We start from the raw sequence: 21,391 nt of genomic DNA on the forward strand, positions 1-21,391 counted from the left end.
CAGAAAGGCAGCATGCAAAGGCAGAATTCCCTCCCCTACGACCAGAGCGCGGCAGCCGAATGGTCGGCGATCGTGCTGGCAACACCCGAGCCTTGCCGCGCCGCGCTGGACCGCCTGATGACACGCGATGGCGAAAAACTGGCCCATTACTTTTATGAGCACATGCTGAGCCACCCGCAGGCCAGCGTATTCCTCAGTGCCGAGGCAGTACACCAGCGCCTGCATCAGTCGATGACGCGCTGGCTGCGCGAAATCTTCCGCCATCCGATGGACGATACTGCCGGCATCGTCGCCCATCAGCGGCTGGTGGGGGAAGTCCACGCCCGCATCCAGCTGCCGGTGCATCTGGTGTCACGGGGCGCGCGTCTGCTCAAACACCATCTGCACCTGTCGCTGGCCGGGGAATTCAGCGACGCCCAGCTGTGCGCGCAAGCCAGCACCTACGCGAACGGACTGATCGATCTGGCGCTGGAACTGATGAGCGTTTCGTATGAACGCAACAGCCAGCGCGAAGCCCGCACGGACGAGGCCTATCGTTTGTTTGCCATCGGCCAGAACGTGGGCGTGGAACGCGAGCGCCAACGCGCCGTGCTGATGGAATGGACTAACGAAGTCATGCTGGCACTGCATCGGGCCGGACCTGCGCCCCTGCCGGCACTGCGCAAATCGGAATTCGGCATGTGGTTCCACCACAAAGCCATTGCCATGTTCGAGGGCGATAGCGAAGTCGAACATATCGTCGATATCATCGAGCGTATCGATAACGTGATACTGCCGCTGCTGCGCCCACGCGACGGCGCAGCGGGCGAAATCGACCGGGTCGGCGATCTGCAGGATGAAGTCGACAACCTGAAGTTCCTGCTCGCCACGCTGTTCGAGCGCAATCAGGAAGCCGAGAACGGCCGTGACGCCCTGACCCGCTTATTCAGCCGGCGCTTCCTGCCGGCTGTAATCAGCCGCGAAATCAACGTCAGCCAGAAGCGCAAGAGCAGCTTCGCCCTGATGCTGATCGATCTCGATCACTTCAAGCGGGTCAATGACACCCACGGTCACGACGCCGGCGATCTGGTGCTGCAGCAGGCTTCTTCGCTGCTGCTATCGAGCGTACGCAATGGCGACTTCGTGTTCCGCTACGGCGGTGAAGAACTGCTGGTGATGCTGGTGGAAGTGACGCAGGAATCGGCCCTGCGGATCGCAGAACTGATCCGCAGCAAGTTCGAAACCAGCCCGTTCTCGCTATCGCAGGGGCGCTCCGTCAGCGTCACCGCCAGCATAGGCCTCGCGCTATTCGACGGCCATCCCGATCACCAGTATCTGGTCAAGCGGGCCGACGCCGCCATGTACGAGGCCAAGCAATCGGGCCGCAACCGCGTAGTACTGGCGCCCTAGCGCCGCTTACAGCCCCACCCGCGCCAGGGCAAACAGCGCCAGCGTGACGACGATGGCGCCACCGATGCGGGTGGCGATCTGGGCAAACGGCATCATCTGCATGCGGTTGGCCGCCGTCAGAATTGCCACATCGCCCGTGCCGCCCTGACCGCTGTGGCAGGCATTGATGATGGCAGTCTCGATCGGATACATCTTCAGCAAACGCCCCACCACAAAGCCGGTTGCCATCAAGGTGGCCACGGTGGCAACGATGGTGATCAGGTTGACCAGCGTGAACGCCGCGATCAACTTCTCCCACGGCGTCAGCGCAGCGCCGATGGCAAACAGCAGCGGATAGGTTACGGCCGTGGAGAAAAATTTATAGACCACGCCGGAAGCCTGCTGCAACTGTGGCGAGACCACGCGGCACAGCATCAGCAGCACAGCCACGAACAGCATCACCACCGGTGCAGGAAACTCGAACAGCTTGTGCGACATCAGGCCTACCATGTACAAGCTAATCGCGGTCAGGCCGGCGGCAGCAATCTGCCCCACATCGACGGCACCGGCCGGCAGTTCGGCAACGCGCAGATCATCTTCCGCACCGGGCTGCAAGCGCCCTTCGCCGGTCAGATGGGGATAGCGTTTGCCGACAAAATTGAGCGCGCCCGACATCAGAATGGCGCTCAGACTGCCCAGCATGACGGGCGGCAGCACTTCGGCGAAGATTTCACCCTGGGCCTGACCGAGGATAGCGGCGTAGCCTATGGACAGGGGAATGGCGCCCTCGCCCACACCGCCCGCCATGATAGGCACCACGATGAAGAACAGGGTGTGCTGCCAGCTCATGCCCAGCGCCGTACCCACGGCAGTGCCCACCAGTGCCGCCACCACCGTACCGGCGGCCAGCGGTGCGAAGATCTTCAGAAAGCCTTTGATCAGCACATTGCGGTCCATGCTGAAAATGCTGCCCACCACGATGGAGGCGATGAACAGGTAGAGGAAGTTGCTATTCTTGGTAAATTCGGCCACGTTCTTCAGCAGCACAGGCGGCATGGCGTGGATGTACACGAGGAAGGACGGTACGAAGGTCGCAAAGATTGCTGCCGCGCCGATATGGCGCAATAGCGGCATGCGCTTGCCAAATTCGGCGCAGGTGAAGCCGCCCACGGCCAGCACCGCGATCGAGACGGAAATATCCGTCGGCACTTTGCCCATGTAGACGAAACCGCCTATCAGTGCCAACAGCAGCAGATAGATGGGCAGCGGCACCAGACCGATACGTAGCTCCATGGCTCGCCACGCCAGCATATGCCACGGGGTGCGGGTCTGGATGGCTTGCGTGCCATGCTCATGGATGGGGCTGACGCTGGCCGGATAGTGGGAAGTTTGCGGTTTCATAAAGTCTCCTGTTACTGGTTCTGGCAGGAGTGTAATGACCACTAGCTTTCAAAAGGCTTTCTGCCACCAAGATGCAGAAGCAACAGAAATTGCCATAAAAATCACCAATAGTGCTTAAATGAAAAAATAAATGCACATTGGATATTTTCCGTGCTATTCTTGAGTCCTAGATGCAGTAATAACCGTTGTCAATAGGAAAACTCAAATGAAGCTCATTAAATTCGCACCGGCTGTTGCTGCACTGAGTCTGGTACTGGCATCGGGTACGGCTGCCGCCAGCAATCTGACCTGCTCCGGATCGTCTATCGAAGTCGTCGTGGCAGGCAAGTCCGTCCCTGTCAGCTGCCTCGGCTATTTCGATGGCAACCTGAACGGCAATGCCACCACCTGGAGCACCGTGCGCTCCGATCTGGCTGACTGGAAGGTAAGCGTGACGGGCCCCGCTGCCGACGCCAATATGCTGGGCAATATCAGTGGCGCCGCATCCTTCAACTTCAACAAGACCCTGTACGGCGACACCGTGATCGGTGTGCACTACGGCGTCATCAAGGAAGGCACGGGCAAGGATGCCGTCAAAGACAATAATCTGACGGCGTTCTACCGCTTCGATGCCGGCACCACGGGCGTATTCAGCATCATCAACAAGGTCGATTCCATCTCGAATGCCACCCTGTACCAGACCAGTATGGCAGCGCCTGTGCCAGAACCGGAAACCTACGCCATGTTGCTGGCCGGCCTAGGCATGGTGGGTCTGATCGCACGCCGTCGCAAACGCGCTTGATATAGCGCACAGCAAAGACAAAAAAGCTGCCGATTGGCAGCTTTTTTACTTTCCGAGCAGCGAGCACGCTTCAAGCCTGTTTCAGCCTGCAAGCGCGGCGTCGCTGCCCCGCCAGAAGCAGTCCGCCGGCAGCCAGCATGACATAGCTGAATGGCTCGGGAACGGGTGCCGGCGATGTCTCCAGCGATAAATTATCGAGGTTGAGTATGTGATTGGGATTGTCCGGCATTACCGAGAAGCTGCTAATCGCCCGCGCACTGCTGACGCTTATCGTGCCCAGATTGAATTGGCCGTTACCTTTGAGCGTCTGTGCCGCCAATACCTTACCATCTGCATCGTAGGCCGTCAGCGTGGCATCCCAGAAGGACTTACTCTGGATGCTGATGCCATACACAGGCACGCTGAACGAAGCGATGGGATAGCTGGAACTGATGAAGTGGCTGCTGCCATCGACCGAAAATAGCTGGTAGTTGAATAACGAGCCCTGCGAGAAAGTCACACCAAGCGCAGCAAATTGGTCACTCAATGCTTCGATTTCACGGCCACCAGTTGGCGTATCATCCAGCGTGCCCAGCACACCATCAGCTCCTGGCAAATGCTCGAAGTCGATCAGTATGGAACTGGCGCTGGCGGGCTGACCCGCCATTAACATGGCAACTGCCGCAACTGCACATGCGCGCTTGAATGCAGACATCTGTTTCCCCTTAACGAAAATTATCTAATAACTTGAATTTTTGTAAAGAGATTATAAATTCAGCAATGCCGATATTGCAACCAATTTCCCTCGGACTTAGCCGGCATTGCACGTCAGCGTACCGGCGCTTCAAAATAGAAAAGGAATAGATAGGCAAGGTATCAGCGGAGCGCTGTGATTGCCAGATGTCAGAAGAAGTGGCGCCAGTCGGTCAGCCAGTCAGGAAACTCTTCTACCGGCATCGGTTTGCCGATGTAATAGCCTTGTGCGTAGGTGCAGCCCAGCCCCTGCAGGAAATCCCAGTCTTCCTTGGTTTCCACCCCCACCGCGACGGAACGGCGGTCGAGATTACGCGCCAGCCCCAGACAGGAGCGCAGCACGGTGGCAATGGCGGGCTTCTTGAACGCGCCATCGACAAAGCTGCGGTCTATCTTCAGCTCGGAGAAGGGAATACGGGCCAGCAATTGCAGATTACTACGCCCGGTACCGTAATCATCGATGGCCAGACCGTAGCCTTTCATGCGCAAGCGCAGCAGCCGCTCGATGAAATGCGGCTCCGTCGTCAGCACGGCTGATTCCGTCATCTCGAACGTGATGTAGTCGGGCAGTATCCGGTGCCGTTCCAGACAGGCCGCCATCTGTTCCATGAACTGGGGATGGGCCAGCGTACTGGGGTCGACATTGATGGAGAACGATATCGGTATGCTCTGGTCATGCAGCTGACGGCAGGCAGCCACCGACTTCTCGATCAGGCTCCAGTCGAGAAAATCGATGCGCTGATGCTGCTCCAGCACGGGCATGAAAGCGGCAGGTCCCAGCACACCGAAGACCGGATGGCGCCAGCGGGCAAACATTTCCAGCCCCTTCACCTGGCCCGTTTCCAGTTCTATCTTGGGCTGGAAGTAGGGATCGAACTGGCCGTCCTGCAGCGCCTGCCCCACTTCGGCAAAGCTGAACTGCGGCAGCTGGCTGTGGCCACTATAGGCGTGCGGCGCGCTGGGCTGCAGCGCATGCTGGATCATGCTTTCCAGCCGGACTGCCGCAACGGGCTTGGCCAGCGTGCCCCAGATGTTCACGCCATAGGCCTGTGCCATGGTTTCTACGGAAATCAGCACGGCGCTGCTCTGGGCGCCAGTGACGATCAGGCCGGCGCGGCACTGCTGCTCGGCCAGCCGGCGGATCAGCTCCAGCCCGTCCATGCCGGGCAAGGCCAGATCGATAATCGCTACATCCACCTTGGGCGCCAGACCGGATGTCAGATGGCGCAGAGCGGTGTGCCCGTCCGGCACCTGGGTAATATGGCCGACACCCAGATGCACCAGCACATCGGCCAGCGCCAGACGCTGGGCCTGCTCTGCTTCGGCTACCAGAAAATGCAACTGGGCGATGTCCATGGGGGCTCCATTGATCGCGCTAAATTAGCGCGCTTAGGCCTGATTCTGCCTGACTTGTTCGAAAAAGCATACTGCTGCGCAAGCTGCCACGTTCAGCGACTCCACCTGCCCCAGATGAGGGATCACCACCTGATGGGTGGCCAGTGACAGCAGATCGTCGGCCACGCCCTGCCCTTCATGGCCGAACAGCCAGGCTACCGGCTGGCGCAGATCGACATCGTACAGGCGCTGGGTAGCGTAGCCGCTGGTAGCCAGCGTGGTCACGCTGGCATGGCGCACCAGCTCTGCCAGATCGACGTTCTCGTAGATATCCAGCACAAAGTGGGCGCCCATGGCCGCGCGCAGTACTTTGGGCGACCAGCAATAGGCCGAACCGGCACTGCAATACACTTCGGTGATACCGGCTGCTGCCGCACTGCGCAGAATCGAACCCATATTGCCGGGATCCTGCACGCCATCGAGCAGCACGGCATTGCGCGCCAGCGCGGCGCTAACCGCACGCTCCGGCGTGGCGATCGAGAACATCACTCCTACCCCGTGCTCGACCTGTGAAATGGCTTTGTACAGCGCATCCGGCAGTGCCAGCACGTGTGCATGGCGCGCTTCCAGCTGGCCGACAATGTCCATCACTTCGGCATGCTGCAGCGCCGACTCGCTAACGATGCACTGCTCGGGCAAACCGCGCAGCTGCAGGAACGACTGGCACAGATGCACACCATCGAGCAGAGTGCGACCCAGCTTGCGCCGCGTGGCAGCATTGCCGGCCAGCTTAACCAGCTCTTTGTATTGCGCGTTGTCGCGCGAGGTAATCGTCTTCATGCTGCCGCTCCTTTAGCCTGTGGCCCCGCTGCCAGCACCGCCCGCACGGGCGCAAACGAACGACGATGCACGGGCGACGCGCCGAACTCGCGCAGGCGGGCCAGATGCAGCGCCGTACCGTAACCTTTGTGCTGGTCGAAGCAGTACTGCGGATACTGTTCATGCAGCGTTACCAGCGCCGCATCGCGCGCCGTTTTGGCCAGTATCGAGGCCGCAGAAATCGCTTCCACCTTGTCGTCACCACCGACGATGGCGATGCTCTGGATTTTCATCACCGGGCAGCGGTTGCCGTCTATCAGTGCCAGCGTCGGCACCGTCTGTAGCGCTTCCACCGCACGCCGCATGGCCAGCATGGTGGCCTGCAGAATATTCAATCGATCGATTTCCGCTTCCGACGCTTCGGCTATCGCCCATGCCAGTGCCTGCGCCTTGATCACGGGCGCCAGCAGATCACGCTTGGCTTCGGTCAGCTTCTTGGAGTCGCGCAGGCCGGCAATCGGACGGGCCGGATCGAGGATTACGGCCGCCGCAAACACAGGGCCGGCCAGCGGCCCGCGCCCTGCTTCATCGACGCCGCAAATGATTTCATCGGGCGAGTCGGGCAGGAAGTCGAACAGGCCGGGAGTGGGGTTTTTCACGTTGATTCTCTTATGCTTGGATTACTTTGAGCACGGCAGCGGCGCTCTCCTGCGCGCTATTGCGCAGCAGGCTATGATGCATGTCGGTGAAGCGCTGCGCCAGCCGCAGACGCTGCGGCGCATCGGTCAGTTGCTGCCATATGGCCTCGGCCAGCGCTTGCGGGCTGGCTGCATCCTGCAGCATTTCCGGCACGAGGAATTCGCGCGCCAGAATATTCGGCAGTCCTATCCACGGCTGGTAGCCGAAGTGGCGCAGAATCTGCCATTCCAGTGCCATCATCTTGTAGGCGATCACCATCGGCTTCTTGAACAGCGCTACCTCCAGCGAAGCCGTGCCGGATGCCACCAGCACCGCATCGGCCGCTGCTATGGCCGTATGCGACTGACCATCGAGCAGCGTCAGTTCCACATCCTGCAGGCCAGCCTGCGCGATCAGTTCGAGGAAGTACTGGCGCTGGCGCGCTCCCGCCATCGGCACGACAAAGTGCAGCGACTGGTCGCGCTGTTTCAGCAACTTGGCGGCGCCGATAAAGGCCGCCGTGTTGTACTTGATTTCCGACATGCGGCTACCCGGCATGATGGTCACCACATTGGCCTGCTCGGGCAAGCCTATGGCGCGCCGCGCTGCTGCCACATCGATCGCCAGCGGAATCACTTCCGCCAGAGGATGCCCCACATAGCTGCACGGCACACCGGCCTTGCGGTAGATCTCCTCTTCAAACGGGAACACCACCAGCATGTGCGACACGGCACGGATGATTTTCTTGATGCGGCCACCACGCCATGCCCAGATCTGCGGGCCGATGTAATGAATGGTGGGGATGCCGGCAGCTTTCAGCTGTTCTTCCAGCCCCAGATTGAAGCCGGGGTAATCGGCGCCGATAAAAGCGGCCGGCCGTTCGGCCAGCAACTGGTCGCGCAACTGGTTCTGGATACCTTTGATTTCGCGGTAACGGGGAATCACGGCCAGCAGGCCGCGCACGGTCAGCTTGTCCATCGCCCAGTGCGATTCGAAGCCCTGCGCCATCATCTGCTCGCCGCCTATGCCATGGAAGCGCGCATCCGGCAGATGGGGGCGCAGGCCAGACAGCAGACGCGCCGCCAGCATATCGCCAGACGGCTCGCCCGCCACCAGCGCGATCGACAGCGGCGCGGAACGCGACGCTACAGTGGGCGACCGGGTAGTCGCCGCAGTATCAGCGGACGATGCCACGGGTGGCCGTGCCGAGGAACTCGCGCATCGCACGGATCTGCTCGGCCGCAGCAGGATTGGCCGCCTCTTCCGCCTGCAGCGCCGTCTTGGCCTCTTCCAGCGTCAGACCGGAACGGTAGATCAGCTTGTAGGCGGTGCGGATGCCGTTGATCTGCTCGCGCGTAAAGCCGCGCCGCTTCAGACCTTCGATATTCACGCCGTGCGCCTGTGCCGGATTCCCGTTCAGCAGCACGAACGGCGGCACATCCTGGGTCAGCGAAGTGCTCATGCCGACGAAAGCATGGGCGCCGATCTTGCAGAACTGGTGTACATTGGCGAAGCCGCTCATGATCACCCAGTCGCCGATCTCGACGTGGCCGGCGATCTGCGCATTGTTGGAGAAGATGGTGTTACTGCCCACCTGACAGTCGTGCGCCAGATGGACATAGGCCGAAATCCAGTTGTCATTGCCCAGCGAAGTCACGCCCTTGTCCTGCACCGTACCCGTGTTGAAGGTACAGAATTCGCGGATGGTGTTACGGTCGCCGATGGTCAATCGGGTCGGCTCGCCATTCCACTTCTTGTCCTGCGGCGCAGCGCCGATGGACGAGAACTGGAAGAACTTGTTATCGCAACCGATGGTGGTGTTACCTTCGATGACCACGTGCGGCCCCACCACCGTGCGCGCACCGATCACGACGTTCGGGCCGATGATGGAATACGGGCCGATCTCGACGCTGTCGTCGAGCTGCGCCTTGGGATCAACTACGGCAGTAGCATGGATCTTGGCCATGATTACTTCCCGGCTGGCTGGCTGGCGTCGGTGGCGCTACGGATGGTGCACATCAGTTCTGCTTCCACCGCGGTCTGGCCGTCGACCGAACCGACTGCCTTGTATTTCCAGATGCCGCGCGACACGCGCACGATTTCCACGTTCATTACCAGCTGATCGCCCGGTTCGACCGGACGCTTGAAGCGGGCATTGTCGATGCCGACGAAGTACACCACCGAATTCTCATCCGGTTTGATGTCCATGGTCAGGAAGGACAGGATGGCAGCCGTCTGCGCCATCGCTTCGATCATCAGCACGCCCGGCATCACTGGCTTGTGCGGGAAGTGGCCGTTGAAGAATTCTTCATTGACGGTGACGTTCTTGACGGCGGTGATGCTCTTGCCCGATTCCCAGTCCAGCACGCGGTCCACCAGCAGCAGCGGGTAGCGGTGCGGCAGGTACTGCTTGATGGTGTGAATGTCCAGGCACTTCTTGGTGCAGGTGGATTCGGAGCTTACCGGGGTGTTCGTAGTCATAATGTTTTCTCGTCCTGATTCGTCAATGTTTTAATTGTTTTTTCCAGCGCGCGGATTTTATCGCGCATCGTCGACAGATTGCGCACGATGACCGCCGATTTTTCCCATTCGCTGTTTTTGGCCAGCGGGTAGAAGCCCGTGTACTGGCCCGGTTCGAGGATGGAGCGCGATACCATGCTGCCCGATCCTACGTGTACTTTGTCCACGATGGTCAAGTGGCCCAGCACCATGGCGGCGCCGCCGAAAGTGCAGTACTTGCCGATCTTGGCACTGCCTGCCACGCCCACGCAGCCGGCCATGGCCGTGTGTGCGCCGATGTGGCAGTTGTGACCGATCTGTATCTGGTTATCCAGTTTCACGCCATCTTCGATGATGGTGTCGGCCAGTGCACCACGGTCGATGGTGGTATTGGCGCCGATATCCACATCGTCACCTATCACTACGCGGCCGGTCTGGGGAATCTTGATGTAGACCCCGCCCTCATTGGCGAAACCGAATCCGTCCGTGCCGATCACGGCGCCGGAATGGATGATGCCGCGCTGGCCGATCACGCACTTGGCGTGGAAGGTGACGTTGGCGAACAAATGGGTTTCGGCGCCGATCACGGCTTCTCGGCCAATATAGCAGCCGGCATCGATCACCACGTTTTCACCGATCACGGCACCGCTTTCGATCACCACGCGTGCGCCGATATGGGCGCTAGCGGCCACCTGCGCATCGCCAGCCACCACCGCACTGGCATGCACGCCGGGCGGCGGCACCAGTGCCGTCAGCGACTCGAAGTACTGCGCCGCGCGGGCGAAATACACATACGGATTATTGGTGACGATCAGCGCGCCGGAAAAACCGGCGCTGATGAAGGCCTGATCGGCCGCCGACACGATCAGTGCCGCGGCCTGGCTTTGCAGCGCCTGCGCGCGCAATTTGCTGTTACTGAGGAAGCTGATGTGCGAAGCGCCGGCGTCTGCCAATGGTGCAATGCCATCCACTTCGAGGCTGGCATCGCCCATCAACTGACCGCCGAGGCGTTCGACCAATTGCCCTAGTCGAGTGCCCATCGGGTGGTCCAATCTGTTGAATTATTTATCTTTATCGAGTGCGGCCAGCACTTTATCAGTGATGTCGATGCGCGGGCTGGCCCAGACGGCGTCCTGCAGCACGATATCGAAGCCTTCCACCGTAGCCATCTGCTTGATGATCTTGGTGGCTTTTTCCGAAATCGCCTGACGCTCCTCGTTGGTGCGCTGGTTCAGGTCCTCGCGGAATTCGCGCTGGCGACGCTGATATTCCTTATCCAGTTCGAACACATCGCGCTGGCGTTTGACGCGGTCAGTTTCAGCCAGCGCCGGCATGTCTTTTTCCAGCTTCTCGGAGGCTGCCTTGAGGCGCAGCGCCATGTCGGTCATGGCTTTTTCGCGGCTCTTGAATTCTTCCTGCAGCTTCTCGCCGGCCAGCTTGGCTAGCTTGGATTCGTTGTAGATGCGCTCGGGGCTGAGCCATGCAATGCGCGACACGGAAGTCTGCGCCTGCACCGGCGCCCAGGCGCAGCAGCCCAGTGCAAGCACAGCCAGAGTTTTGCTCAGGTTAGCGGACAGAGTCTTCAACATATTTCTCCGAAGTAATTTTCAATACCGGCGACCAGTTCACCCGCGGGCCAGCTTAGAAGCCGCTGCCCATCTGGAACTGGAAGCGTTCCAGCCGGTCGCCCGGTTTGGTGTTCAAAGGCTTAGCATAACTCAGTTTCAGCGGGCCCACCGGCGAAATCCAGCTGATGCCCAGACCGGTCGAGTAGCGCAGCTCGGACGCACGCATCTTCTGGCCTTCCTGATACACCTGACCCGAATCGAGGAAACCGAACCAGCGCAAGCTGCGATCCTTGCCCGAACCGGGGAACGGCAGCTGCAACTCGGCGTTACCGATCAGACGCGAAGCACCACCGAGCGCATCGAAGTAGTAAGGATCGACGGCACCCAGCGAGGAGCTCAGGTAGCCGCGCACGGAACCGATACCGCCACCGTAGAAGTTCTTGAACACAGGGTATTTGCTATTGCGCAGACCATGGCCGTAATCGATCTCGCCCTTCAGCGCCAGGGTGATATTCCAGAACAGCGGCTTGTACCACTGGTGTTCGTAGACAGCGCGGAAGTACTGCTGCTGGCCCACCACATCGATTTCCAGATTGGCGCGCTGGTAGCGGCCCAGCGTTGGCGTCAGCGCGGAGTCGCGGCTGTCGCGCGCCCATGCGGCCGTCAGCGGCACGGCGTGCGTCTGGGCGGTACCGGTACCGTCGGCGCTACCCGTGACACTGGAGACGTATTCGCGGAAGCGGGTCGGCGAAGTCAGGTCGGTGGTGATGCGCGAACGTTCCAGACCGATACCGAAGAACACCGTATCGACTTCCGAGAACGGCACACCGTAGCTGATGCGGCCACCTTGTTGACGAATGGTGTAGCTACCGATGTTCAGCGCTGGCGGCTGCTGGGTACGCATATACACTTCGTACGAACGCGAAACGCCGTCGTCCGTGTAATACGGGTCGGTCTGCGAGAACGAAATGGTGCGGCTGTATTTCGAGGTATTCAGTTCGATGCCGACGGTGGTACCGGAGCCGGCAAAGTTAGCCTGCTGCACTGCTGCCTGGAAGGAGAACTTCTCCGACTGCGAGAACGCGCCACCGATCTGGAAGTTACCAGTCGGCTTTTCCACCACGGTCAGATTGACGTCCACCTGATCGGAAGTACCCTGCGCTTCCGGCGTATCCACCGTCACGTCCTTGAAGTAGCCCAGACGGTCAACGCGGTCGCGCGACAGCTTGATCTTGTTCGCGTCGTACCACGACGACTCGAACTGGCGGAACTCGCGGCGGATTACTTCGTCGCGGGTGGTGGTGTTACCGGCGATGTTCATGTGGCGCACGTAGGCGCGCTTGCCCGGATCGATAAAGAAGGTAAACGATACTTCGCGTTTCTCGCGGTCGATATCGGGGTTGGCGTTGACGTTGGCAAAGGCGTAGCCAAAGGTGCCCAGACGGTCGGAAATCAGCTTGTTGGTGGCGGTCAGGCGCTCGCCCGAATAAGTCTCGCCCTTACGCAGCAGCACCAGCGAACGCAGTTCTTCTTCGCGGCCGAAAGTCTCGCCTTCGAACTTGATACCTTTAACCGTGTACTTCTGGCCTTCGGTAATATTGATGGTGATGTAGATGTCCTTCTTGTCCGGCGTGATCGACACCTGGGTCGAATCGATCTGCATCTCGATGTAGCCGCGATTCAGATAGAAGGACTTGAGCGACTCGATATCGCCGGTCAGCTTGGTTTTGGAATACTGGTCGGACTTGGTGTACCAGCTGAACCAGCCGCCCGTATTCAGGGCCAGCTCTTCTTTCAGTTCCTTGTCGCTGAAGACCTTGTTACCGACGATGTTGATCTGTTTGATTTTGGCGATTTCACCTTCATCGACGGCGAAAGTGATGTTTACGCGGTTACGCTCGATCGGCGTCACGGTGGTAACGATTTTCACGCCATACAGGCCGTGCGACAGGTACTGGCGCTTGAGTTCCTGCTCGGCGCGGTCGACCGACGCCTTGTCGAAAATCTTGGTCTCGCCCACGCCGATATCTTTCAGCGCCTTGACCAGCGTGTCTTTCTCGAATTCCTTGGTGCCGGTGAACTCCACTTTGGAGATGGCCGGACGTTCTTCCACCAGCACGACCAGCACATCGCCGTCGCGTTCCAGTTTCACATCCTTGAAGAAGGAAGTGGCATACAGCGCCTTGATGGCGGCCACGCCTTTATCGTCATTGAAGGTCTCGCCTACCCGCACTGGCAGATAGCTGAAAACCGTACCAGCTTCCGTACGCTGGATGCCTTCGACGCGGATATCCTTGACGACGAAGGGCTCGATGGCCATGGCACTGCCGGCGCACAGCGCCAGTACTGCAGCGCCTATCAGGCTGCGGCGAAACGGGGATGAAGTAATACGGTCAGAATATAATTTCATTGGGTATTCAATGGCTAATCAACGAACTACGCTGCTTATATACAGCGCACAGCTCACACAGCTCTCTGCTACAACTCGGTTACAGCAATCGCACAACGTCGTTAAACACTGCCAGCAGCATTAAAGTCAGCAACAGTCCTATGCCGAAACGCTGCGCAATTTCACCAAAACGCTCCGGCACAGAGCGCCCAGTTAAAACTTCCAGCGAATAATACAGCAAATGCCCCCCATCTAGAACGGGAATCGGTAGCAAATTCATCACCCCTAAACTGATGCTGATGAAGGCGATGAAGCCCAGATAGCTGGCAACCCCTGCCCTTGCGGTCTGGCCGGCATAATCGGCGATGGTCAGGGGGCCGGTAACATTTTTCAGCGATGCCTCGCCGACCAGCATTTTTCCTACCATTTTGACCGTCATTACCGACGTTTCCCACACCCGCTGGACAGCTTTCAGCACTGCGGCAGGGGGCGACGAGACCACTTTGATCATATCCGGCGCCAGCGCGATATAGGCGCTGATCTTACCGACTGTTACAGTTCCTTGAGCTTTGCTGTCCTTGCCGTCTTTGCCTGCTAGCTGCGCTGCGGGCACCTGCTCACCCTGCGGCACCATGGCCAGCGTCAGCTCCTGACCGGCGCGGCGTACCTGCACCTGCACGGTGCGGCCGGCGGCGCCCCGGATAATCTCGATGAAGGCGATACCGTCGGCCACCGGCGTGCCGTCCACGGCCAGCAGCAGATCGTCCACCTGCAGACCGGCACGCGCAGCGGGACCGCCAGCGATCACCTGCTGCACCACCGGCAGCGGACGCGCCATACCCATGCCCAGATCGCCCGTCACATCGCCTTCGATATCGAGGCCGGCCAGCAGTACGGCTGGCAGCACAAAGTTGTAATGACCCTGCCCTGCCCGCTCGACGGAAAGCAGTACGTCGCTACGGTTAATTACGCCCTGTATCAGCTCCCAGCGCAGTTCCGACCACGTCGTCACGGCTTTACCGTTGACGCCAGTGATCTGGTCCCCGCTGCGCAGCCCGGCCACCCACGCGGCACCGGCGCCCTGGCTGGCGCCCACGCTGGGCTGCACGCTGACTTTACTGGCCGGTTCCTGCACGCCCACCATATACAGGCCGGCAAACAGCAGGACCGCCAGCAGGAAATTAGCCAACGGGCCGGCAGCCACGATGGCGATACGTTTCCATACATTCTGACGGGTGAATTCGCGCGCCAGATCCGCTTCCGGCAGACCGGCCAGATTGCCTTCGCGGGCATCTAGCATCTTCACGTAGCCACCCAGCGGCAAAGCCGAAATCACCCACTCGGTCTGATCGGCGCCATAGCGGCGCGACCAGATCACCTTGCCCATGCCGACCGAGAAGCGCAGCACTTTGACGCCGCACCAGCGCGCCACCAGATAGTGCCCCAGCTCGTGGATAGTGACCAGAGTGCCGAGGCAGACGATGAACGCCAGTACGGTCTGCAGCAGGTTCATTTTGCCTGCCCGCTGCGCAATTGGGCGATGTACTGCTGCGCCGCCTGGCGCGCCAGCCCATCCTGCGCCATCACTGCGGCGATGCTGTCGGCCGCGCCATGCGGCACGCTATCCATCACGTGGGCAATCACACGGTCGATCTGGCGGAAGCCGATCTGCAGATCGAGGAAGGCCTGCACGGCCACCTCATTGGCGGCATTCAGCAGCGCCGGTGCAGTACCGCCGGCACGCAGCGCTTCAAAGGCCAGTGCCAGACAAGGGAATCGTTCGAAATCGGGACGCTGGAACTGCAGCGTGGCGATCTGGGTCAGATCGAGCGGGCCGACGCCTGACGCGATCCGTTCGGGATAGGCCAGTGCATGGGCAATCGGCGTGCGCATATCGGGATTACCCAGTTGCGCCAGCACCGAACCATCGGTGTAGGACACCATCGAATGGATCACCGATTGCGGATGGATCACCACTTCGATCTGCTCGGCCGGTGCACCAAACAGCCAGTGCGCCTCGATCACCTCCAGCCCCTTGTTCATCATGGTGGCGGAATCGACCGAAATCTTGCGCCCCATACTCCAGTTAGGATGCTTGCAGGCCTGCTCCGGCGTGACCGCTTCCAGCGTCGCCACATCGCGATTCAGGAAAGGCCCGCCCGATGCCGTCAGCAGAATCTTGGCGACCCCGCTGTTGGCCGGCACCCGCGTATAGTCCGATGGCAGGCACTGGAAGATGGCATTGTGTTCGCTATCGATGGGCAGCAGCACGGCGCCGGATTCCTGCACGGCGTCCATGAACAGCTGGCCCGACATCACCAGCGCCTCTTTATTCGCCAGCAGTACCTTCTTGCCAGCGCGGGCCGCAGCCAGCGTAGGCGCCAGACCGGCAGCGCCGACGATGGCCGCCATCACGCTATCGACTTCGGGCGCACTGGCGATGCTGCACAGGGCCGCTTCGCCATATTCCACTTCGGTGTTCACACCGGCCGTACGCAGCAAGGCGCTCAGGCGGCTGGCCGCTTCGGCCGTGCCGACCACGGCGCGCACGGGGCGGAAAGTGATGCACTGGGCCGCCAGTTCATCTACCCGGCTATGCGCCGACAATGCGTAAACGCGGTAGCGCTGCGGGTGACGGGCGAGCACGTCCAGCGTGGACACGCCGATCGAACCGGTGGCGCCAAGGATGGTAATGTGTTGCATGTTAGTCTCTCAGAGCCAGAAGCCTATCAGTGCGGCCAGCGGCAGCACGGGGATCAGGGCATCGATACGGTCAAGCACGCCGCCGTGGCCGGGCAGCAGATTACTGCTGTCCTTCATGCCGGCGCGGCGTTTGAGTTGGGATTCGAACAGGTCGCCTACGATGGACGCGGCGACGATCACGACCAGCAGCAGCAAGGCAATCGCCCAGCCGAAGCGGGCCTGCAGCTTGACGGCGAAGGTGTCGCCCAGCCATGGCGCGCTCGGCACCAGCAGCACCGTGGCGCTGGCCAGCAGCAACACGGCGATACCGCCGCCGATCGCACCTTCCCACGATTTGCCGGGCGAGATGGACGGCGCCAGCTTGCGCTTGCCGAAGGCCTTGCCGGCGAAATAGGCGCCGATATCGGCCAGCCACACCAGTGCCATCACCGACAGCAGGTACAGCGGCGATTGCAGATACAGGCTGAGGATGGCGAAGAAGCAGGCAAAGATGGCGAAGCTGAAGGTGGTTGCCATCGACCAGTTGCCGCCGCCCTGCAGCGGGGGCAGGCCCATGCCCAGCGTAGGGACGTAACGGATCAGCCACAACAGACAGGCCACGCCGTACAGCGAGTTCACCGACGATGGCTTGGCCACCAGCATCAGCAGCACGAACAGTGCGCCACCGGCCACACCGGCCAGTTTAGCCTTGCCTGCGCTCACGCCGAACAGACGCGCCGCTTCCCACAGGGCGGCCGCGACGAACAGCGTCACCACGCCTGCCACGGCAGGGAAGTACTGGGAGAACAGCACGGGCAACAGCACGGCCAGCAGCAGCACGGCCGTAATAATCCGGGTTTTCAGCATCAGTTTGTCTTTTCTGCCAGTTGCGCACCGGTACGGCCGAAACGGCGTTCGCGGTGCTGGTAGGAGGCTATCGCCTCATCCAGACTTTCCTTGCTAAAGTCGGGCCAGTAGGTATCGGTAAAGAACAGTTCCGTGTAGGCCAGCTGCCACATGAGGAAATTGGAAATACGCTGCTCGCCGCCCGTGCGGATGAACAGGTCCGGCTCGGGCGCATAGGCCATGGCCAGATGGGGCGCCAGCTGTTCTTCGCTGAAATCATGCGCGCCCGGATGGGCTGCCACCATTTTACCTATGGCCTGCATGATATCCCAGCGGCCGCCATAGTTGGCGCACACGGTCACCGTCATGCGGGTATTGTTGGCGGTCTTGCGCTCGGCTGCAGCGATCATGCCTTGCAGCTTGTCGTCGAAGCGCGACAGGTCGCCCACCACTTTCAGGCGGATATTATTGGCGTGTAGCTTGGAGACTTCGCGATCGAGCGCCGTAACGAACAAGCGCATCAGCAAAGACACTTCCTCTTCGGGGCGACGCCAGTTTTCCGAACTGAAGGCGAACAGAGTCAGGTATTCCACGCCGCTACGGGCGCAGGACTCGACCACCGTGCGGACGGCATCGACGCCTTTGACGTGGCCGGCAACGCGCGGCAGGAAGCGCTTGGTGGCCCAGCGACCATTGCCATCCATGATGATGGCGATATGACGTGGCACGGCCGGCGCATCCGGAACTTCAGTAGTCGAACTGGTATATTTCATGAAAACTGCAGTGCCAAAGTGTTAAGTATTGCAGGTGTTACCCGAAAAAACAAGACGCCAGCAGAGCACCCGCGGCCGGTGAGCAGGTCACCGGCCCGGAGCCGCTGCTGGCGCCTGGACTGACGCTTAGACGGTCAGAACTTCCTTCTCTTTCTCTACTACCATCTTGTCGACGTCAGCGATGAACTTGTCGGTCACCTTCTGCACGTCATCGATCGCGCGACGCTCGTCGTCTTCCGAGATAGCCTTGTCCTTGACCAGCTTTTTCAGCGATTCGTTGGCATCGCGACGGATGTTACGCACAGCGATCTTGGCGTCTTCCGCTTCGCTCTTAACCAGTTTCACCATTTCTTTACGGCGCTCTTCGGTCAGCGGCGGGGTTGGAACGCGGATCACGTCGCCCTGAGCTGCCGGGTTCAGGCCCAGATCGGCATCGCGGATGGCTTTTTCAATGGCAGCGGCCATTTTCTTTTCAAACGGCTGCACGCCGATGGTGCGCGCATCGACCAGCGTCAGGTTGGCCACCTGATTGATAGGGGTCGGATTACCGTAGTAATCGACGGTGACGTGGTCCAGAATACCCGTGTGGGCACGGCCGGTACGCACCTTGGCCAGATCGGCACGCAGGGTTTCCAGCGATTTGGTCATGCGCTCCTGCGCACTTTTCTTAACGTCAGCTACGGACATTACTGCTCTCCTGTATTCGGTATTGGGTATAAACGGTTAGCATTAAACGTGAACCAGCGTGCCCTCTTCCTCGCCCATGATAACGCGCATCAGCGCGCCCGGCTTGGTGATCGAGAACACTTTGATCGGCAGCTTCTGGTCGCGGCACAGCGCAAAGGCCGTGGCATCCATTACCTGCAGGTGTTTGGCGATGGCTTCATCGAAAGTGATGGAGCTGTACAGGGTGGCGTTCGGATCTTTCTTCGGATCGGCCGAGTACACGCCATCTACCTTGGTGGCTTTCAGCACGATTTCCGCACTCACTTCCGAGCCGCGCAGCGAAGCTGCCGTATCGGTGGTGAAGAACGGGTTACCGGTACCGGCGGCAAACACCACCACTTTGCCTTCTTCCAGATATTGCAGCGCTTTCGGGCGCACATACGGCTCGACCACCTGCTCGATGCCGATCGCCGACATGACGCGGGCGGTGATGCCCACATGGCGCATGGCGTCGGCCAGTGCCAGTGCATTCATCACGGTGGCCAGCATGCCCATGTAGTCGGCAGTGGCACGGTCCATGCCTTGCGCGCCAGGTGCTACGCCACGGAAGATATTGCCGCCGCCAATCACGATAGCCAGTTCCACGCCCAGTTTTGCGACTTCGGCCACGTCGGCGACCATGCGCTCGATCGTGCCGCGGTTGATGCCGTAGGCATCATCACCCATCAGGGCTTCGCCGGACAATTTGAGGAGGACACGTTTGTAGGCTGGTTTGGACATGGGACGGGGCTCCTAAGTTGGGTTTATTCGGGTAAGGCTGCCGGCGCCTATGATACCTATAATTGCGCCGGGAACAACTATTTACTTCACTGATACAACTAAGTACAACTGGGTGCAGCTTAAAAAAACGGGCCTCTCGGCCCGTTTTCTTTTTATTACGCTCCTTTGGAAGCGGCCATCTGTGCGGCCACTTCAGCAGCGAAGTCATCAACCTTCTTCTCGATGCCCTCACCTACCACGAACATCGTGAAAGCTTTCACGGTGGTGGCTTTTTCTTTCAGCATCTGCTCGATCGATTGCTTGTCGTTTTTCACGAAAGCCTGGTTCAGCAGCGAAACTTCTTTCAGGTACTTCTGTACCGAACCTTCCAGACGTTTAGCAACGATTTCAGCCGATTGAGCTGGCTTGCCTTCGGCAGCCGCTTTAGCAGCATCTTCGTCAGCTTTCAGTTTTGCAACCGAACGCTCTTTTTCGATCAGTTCTGCTGGAACTTGATCTTGCGACAGAGCTACTGGTTTCATAGCAGCGATGTGCATCGCTACATCTTTACCCACTTGCTCTTCAGCGCCGTCGAAGTCGACGATCACGCCGATACGCGAGCCGTGCAGGTAGGAAGCCAGTTTGCCGGTGGTTTCGAAACGCTGGAAGCGACGGATGGTCATGTTCTCGCCGATCTTGCCGATCAGAGCCGAACGCACTTCGTCCAGGGTTTTGCCATCCAGTGGCAGTGCCAGCAGAGCGGCAACGTCAGCTGGGTTGTGTTCTACCACCAGACGGGCTGCGTTAGCGGCCAGTGCCAGGAAGTCGTCGTTTTTCGCAACGAAGTCGGTTTCCGAGTTGACTTCGATCAGCGCGCCTACGCCGCCGGCGATGTGGGTAGCTACCACGCCTTCAGCGGTGATACGTGCCGACGCTTTCGATGCCTTGCCGCCCAGTTTGACGCGCAGGATCTCTTCTGCACGGGCCATGTCGCCATCGGCCTCGGTCAGTGCTTTTTTGCATTCCATCATTGGTGCGTCGGTCTTGCCGCGCAGTTCGCCTACCATCGCTGCAGTAATCGCTGCCATGTGTTTCTCCTGTATTCGGTATTCGTGAGGGATGGGGAACGGGTGTTACCTGCTCTACCCAAAACGTTAAAAAAAAGGGGGAGCTGTTGGCCACCCCTTTTTCCTTACAGCCTAGCTAGGAACAATTAAGCCTGTTCGCTCACTTCGACGAAATCGTCGCCAGCTGCAGCTTTAACCATTTCAACTACTTCGTTACCGGCAGCAGCACGGCCTTCCAGGATGGCATCTGCTACGCCGCGAGCGTACAGAGTGATGGCTTTGGACGAGTCATCGTTACCTGGAATGACGAATTGCACGCCTTCTGGCGAGTGGTTGGTATCGACCACGCCGATCACTGGGATGCCCAGTTTTGCGGCTTCGGTGATGGCGCCTTTGTGGTAGCCAACGTCCACGACGAAGATTGCGTCAGGAACGCCGCCCATCTCTTTGATGCCGCCGATCGATTTTTGCAGCTTAACCATTTCGCGTTGGAACATCAGCGCTTCTTTTTTCGACAGCTTCTCAACCGAACCGTCTTGCATCGCAGCTTCCATGTCTTTCAGACGCTTGATCGAGGTTTTGATGGTTTTGAAGTTGGTCAGCATGCCGCCCAGCCAGCGCTGGTCAACGAAAGGAACGCCTGCGCGTGCTGCTTCAGCAGCAATGATTTCACGAGCTTGACGCTTGGTGCCTACCATCAGGATGGTGCCGCGGTTAGCAGCTACCTGTTTCACGTGTTTCATCGCTTCTTGATACATACCCATCGTCTTTTCCAGATTGATGATATGGATCTTGTTGCGGTGACCGAAGATGAACGGCGCCATCTTTGGGTTCCAGAAACGGGTTTGGTGACCGAAGTGGACACCGGCTTCCAGCATTTCGCGCATAGTTACGGACATATTTAACTCCAGGGTTGGGTCTGGAATCCGATCAGTCACCATATAGGCACCCTTGTCGACCGGATTCGCTTTTATTAATAAAAGTAGCAGCAAAAATTGCAGCTTGTCTTTACAACGTTGCCCGAACGG

Annotated in this window: 21 protein-coding genes; 2 read left to right on the forward strand and 19 right to left on the reverse strand. The window is 59.5% G+C overall.

All coding sequences use genetic code 11. The features are described from left to right. Positions 1-12: 12 nt before the first annotated feature. Positions 13-1,389, forward strand: a complete 1,377-nt coding sequence (locus tag ABNT42_RS15715; protein WP_348698513.1) for a GGDEF domain-containing protein — start codon at positions 13-15, stop codon at positions 1,387-1,389. A gap of 6 nt (positions 1,390-1,395) precedes the next feature. Here ABNT42_RS15715 and ABNT42_RS15720 read toward each other — a convergent pair whose 3' ends face one another. Continuing rightward, the gene (locus ABNT42_RS15720; protein WP_348698515.1) at positions 1,396-2,769 is read right to left on the reverse strand and encodes a 2-hydroxycarboxylate transporter family protein; all 1,374 of its coding nucleotides are present in this window, start codon (positions 2,767-2,769) and stop codon (positions 1,396-1,398) included. Positions 2,770-2,974: 205 nt separating this feature from the next. On the opposite strand from ABNT42_RS15720, the gene ABNT42_RS15725 reads away from it, so the two are divergent. Beyond that, positions 2,975-3,550: a PEP-CTERM sorting domain-containing protein gene (locus tag ABNT42_RS15725; RefSeq protein ID WP_348698517.1), complete on the forward strand. Its 576-nt coding sequence runs from the start codon at positions 2,975-2,977 to the stop codon at positions 3,548-3,550. A gap of 70 nt (positions 3,551-3,620) precedes the next feature. Here ABNT42_RS15725 and ABNT42_RS15730 read toward each other — a convergent pair whose 3' ends face one another. The 18 genes from ABNT42_RS15730 to rpsB all read right to left on the reverse strand — a co-directional run bounded on the left by ABNT42_RS15730 (position 3,621) and on the right by rpsB (position 21,262). Next, a complete protein-coding gene (locus ABNT42_RS15730) occupies positions 3,621-4,202 on the reverse strand; it encodes a hypothetical protein (RefSeq protein WP_348698520.1) in 582 nt (193 codons plus the stop codon). A gap of 230 nt (positions 4,203-4,432) precedes the next feature. Continuing rightward, a complete protein-coding gene (locus ABNT42_RS15735; RefSeq protein ID WP_348698522.1) occupies positions 4,433-5,638 on the reverse strand; it encodes an EAL domain-containing response regulator in 1,206 nt (401 codons plus the stop codon). A gap of 33 nt (positions 5,639-5,671) precedes the next feature. Continuing rightward, positions 5,672-6,457 (reverse strand): RNA methyltransferase, encoded by a 786-nt coding sequence (locus tag ABNT42_RS15740; protein ID WP_348698523.1) that lies wholly within the window; start codon positions 6,455-6,457, stop codon positions 5,672-5,674. After that, positions 6,454-7,095 (reverse strand): ribonuclease HII, encoded by a 642-nt coding sequence (rnhB, locus tag ABNT42_RS15745; RefSeq protein WP_348698525.1) that lies wholly within the window; start codon positions 7,093-7,095, stop codon positions 6,454-6,456. The genes ABNT42_RS15740 and rnhB overlap by 4 nt, the downstream gene beginning before the upstream one ends. Positions 7,096-7,105: 10 nt before the next feature. Further along, a complete protein-coding gene (lpxB, locus tag ABNT42_RS15750) occupies positions 7,106-8,242 on the reverse strand; it encodes a lipid-A-disaccharide synthase (protein ID WP_348698864.1) in 1,137 nt (378 codons plus the stop codon). A 49-nt stretch (positions 8,243-8,291) separates the two neighbouring features. Continuing rightward, complete coding sequence (gene lpxA, locus ABNT42_RS15755; protein ID WP_348698527.1) at positions 8,292-9,080, reverse strand: acyl-ACP--UDP-N-acetylglucosamine O-acyltransferase; 789 nt, start codon at positions 9,078-9,080, stop codon at positions 8,292-8,294. A 2-nt stretch (positions 9,081-9,082) separates the two neighbouring features. Continuing rightward, positions 9,083-9,595 carry a 3-hydroxyacyl-ACP dehydratase FabZ gene (gene fabZ, locus ABNT42_RS15760; RefSeq protein WP_348698529.1) on the reverse strand — a complete coding sequence of 171 codons (513 nt, stop codon included), beginning with the start codon at positions 9,593-9,595 and terminating at the stop codon, positions 9,083-9,085. Then, positions 9,592-10,653, reverse strand: coding sequence for a UDP-3-O-(3-hydroxymyristoyl)glucosamine N-acyltransferase (gene lpxD, locus ABNT42_RS15765; RefSeq protein WP_348698531.1), 1,062 nt, complete (start codon positions 10,651-10,653; stop codon positions 9,592-9,594). The genes fabZ and lpxD overlap by 4 nt, the downstream gene beginning before the upstream one ends. A gap of 21 nt (positions 10,654-10,674) precedes the next feature. Next, positions 10,675-11,199, reverse strand: coding sequence for an OmpH family outer membrane protein (locus ABNT42_RS15770; RefSeq protein ID WP_348698865.1), 525 nt, complete (start codon positions 11,197-11,199; stop codon positions 10,675-10,677). A 55-nt stretch (positions 11,200-11,254) separates the two neighbouring features. Then, positions 11,255-13,591, reverse strand: coding sequence for an outer membrane protein assembly factor BamA (gene bamA, locus ABNT42_RS15775; protein WP_348698532.1), 2,337 nt, complete (start codon positions 13,589-13,591; stop codon positions 11,255-11,257). A gap of 79 nt (positions 13,592-13,670) precedes the next feature. Then, positions 13,671-15,083 carry an RIP metalloprotease RseP gene (rseP, locus tag ABNT42_RS15780; protein ID WP_348698534.1) on the reverse strand — a complete coding sequence of 471 codons (1,413 nt, stop codon included), beginning with the start codon at positions 15,081-15,083 and terminating at the stop codon, positions 13,671-13,673. After that, positions 15,080-16,273 carry a 1-deoxy-D-xylulose-5-phosphate reductoisomerase gene (gene ispC, locus ABNT42_RS15785; RefSeq protein ID WP_348698536.1) on the reverse strand — a complete coding sequence of 398 codons (1,194 nt, stop codon included), beginning with the start codon at positions 16,271-16,273 and terminating at the stop codon, positions 15,080-15,082. Before ispC ends, rseP begins: the two co-directional genes overlap by 4 nt. A gap of 9 nt (positions 16,274-16,282) precedes the next feature. Then, positions 16,283-17,119: a phosphatidate cytidylyltransferase gene (locus tag ABNT42_RS15790; RefSeq protein ID WP_348698538.1), complete on the reverse strand. Its 837-nt coding sequence runs from the start codon at positions 17,117-17,119 to the stop codon at positions 16,283-16,285. Continuing rightward, positions 17,119-17,871, reverse strand: coding sequence for a polyprenyl diphosphate synthase (gene uppS / locus ABNT42_RS15795; protein WP_348698541.1), 753 nt, complete (start codon positions 17,869-17,871; stop codon positions 17,119-17,121). Before uppS ends, ABNT42_RS15790 begins: the two co-directional genes overlap by 1 nt. Before the next feature lie 126 nt (positions 17,872-17,997). Beyond that, positions 17,998-18,558 (reverse strand): ribosome recycling factor, encoded by a 561-nt coding sequence (frr, locus tag ABNT42_RS15800; protein WP_348698542.1) that lies wholly within the window; start codon positions 18,556-18,558, stop codon positions 17,998-18,000. A 42-nt stretch (positions 18,559-18,600) separates the two neighbouring features. Then, a complete protein-coding gene (pyrH, locus tag ABNT42_RS15805; RefSeq protein ID WP_348698544.1) occupies positions 18,601-19,317 on the reverse strand; it encodes a UMP kinase in 717 nt (238 codons plus the stop codon). 155 nt (positions 19,318-19,472) lie between these two features. Beyond that, entirely contained in the window at positions 19,473-20,384 is a 912-nt protein-coding gene (gene tsf, locus ABNT42_RS15810; RefSeq protein WP_155435293.1) for a translation elongation factor Ts, read from the reverse strand. A 125-nt stretch (positions 20,385-20,509) separates the two neighbouring features. Continuing rightward, complete coding sequence (rpsB, locus tag ABNT42_RS15815; protein ID WP_348698866.1) at positions 20,510-21,262, reverse strand: 30S ribosomal protein S2; 753 nt, start codon at positions 21,260-21,262, stop codon at positions 20,510-20,512. Between the last annotated feature and the right edge of the window lie 129 nt (positions 21,263-21,391).

The sequence above is a fragment of the Duganella fentianensis genome (assembly GCF_964031615.1).
GTDB classification, from domain to species: domain Bacteria; phylum Pseudomonadota; class Gammaproteobacteria; order Burkholderiales; family Burkholderiaceae_D; genus Rugamonas; species Rugamonas fentianensis_A.

Bases quoted from the DNA above. Each gene is read 5' to 3' on its own strand.
- ABNT42_RS15725 (WP_348698517.1), top strand. From the start codon at position 2,975: ATGAAGCTCATTAAATTCGCACCGGCTGTTGCTGCACTGAGTCTGGTA.
- tsf (WP_155435293.1), bottom strand. From the start codon at position 20,384: ATGGCAGCGATTACTGCAGCGATGGTAGGCGAACTGCGCGGCAAGACC.
- fabZ (WP_348698529.1), bottom strand. From the start codon at position 9,595: ATGACTACGAACACCCCGGTAAGCTCCGAATCCACCTGCACCAAGAAG.
- lpxA (WP_348698527.1), bottom strand. From the start codon at position 9,080: ATGGCCAAGATCCATGCTACTGCCGTAGTTGATCCCAAGGCGCAGCTC.
- ABNT42_RS15735 (WP_348698522.1), bottom strand. From the start codon at position 5,638: ATGGACATCGCCCAGTTGCATTTTCTGGTAGCCGAAGCAGAGCAGGCC.
- ABNT42_RS15790 (WP_348698538.1), bottom strand. From the start codon at position 17,119: ATGCTGAAAACCCGGATTATTACGGCCGTGCTGCTGCTGGCCGTGCTG.
- ispC (WP_348698536.1), bottom strand. From the start codon at position 16,273: ATGCAACACATTACCATCCTTGGCGCCACCGGTTCGATCGGCGTGTCC.
- ABNT42_RS15740 (WP_348698523.1), bottom strand. From the start codon at position 6,457: ATGAAGACGATTACCTCGCGCGACAACGCGCAATACAAAGAGCTGGTT.
- uppS (WP_348698541.1), bottom strand. From the start codon at position 17,871: ATGAAATATACCAGTTCGACTACTGAAGTTCCGGATGCGCCGGCCGTG.
- frr (WP_348698542.1), bottom strand. From the start codon at position 18,558: ATGTCCGTAGCTGACGTTAAGAAAAGTGCGCAGGAGCGCATGACCAAA.
- bamA (WP_348698532.1), bottom strand. From the start codon at position 13,591: ATGAAATTATATTCTGACCGTATTACTTCATCCCCGTTTCGCCGCAGC.
- ABNT42_RS15730 (WP_348698520.1), bottom strand. From the start codon at position 4,202: ATGTTAATGGCGGGTCAGCCCGCCAGCGCCAGTTCCATACTGATCGAC.
- pyrH (WP_348698544.1), bottom strand. From the start codon at position 19,317: ATGTCCAAACCAGCCTACAAACGTGTCCTCCTCAAATTGTCCGGCGAA.
- lpxD (WP_348698531.1), bottom strand. From the start codon at position 10,653: ATGGGCACTCGACTAGGGCAATTGGTCGAACGCCTCGGCGGTCAGTTG.
- rseP (WP_348698534.1), bottom strand. From the start codon at position 15,083: ATGAACCTGCTGCAGACCGTACTGGCGTTCATCGTCTGCCTCGGCACT.
- ABNT42_RS15715 (WP_348698513.1), top strand. From the start codon at position 13: ATGCAAAGGCAGAATTCCCTCCCCTACGACCAGAGCGCGGCAGCCGAA.
- rpsB (WP_348698866.1), bottom strand. From the start codon at position 21,262: ATGTCCGTAACTATGCGCGAAATGCTGGAAGCCGGTGTCCACTTCGGT.
- ABNT42_RS15720 (WP_348698515.1), bottom strand. From the start codon at position 2,769: ATGAAACCGCAAACTTCCCACTATCCGGCCAGCGTCAGCCCCATCCAT.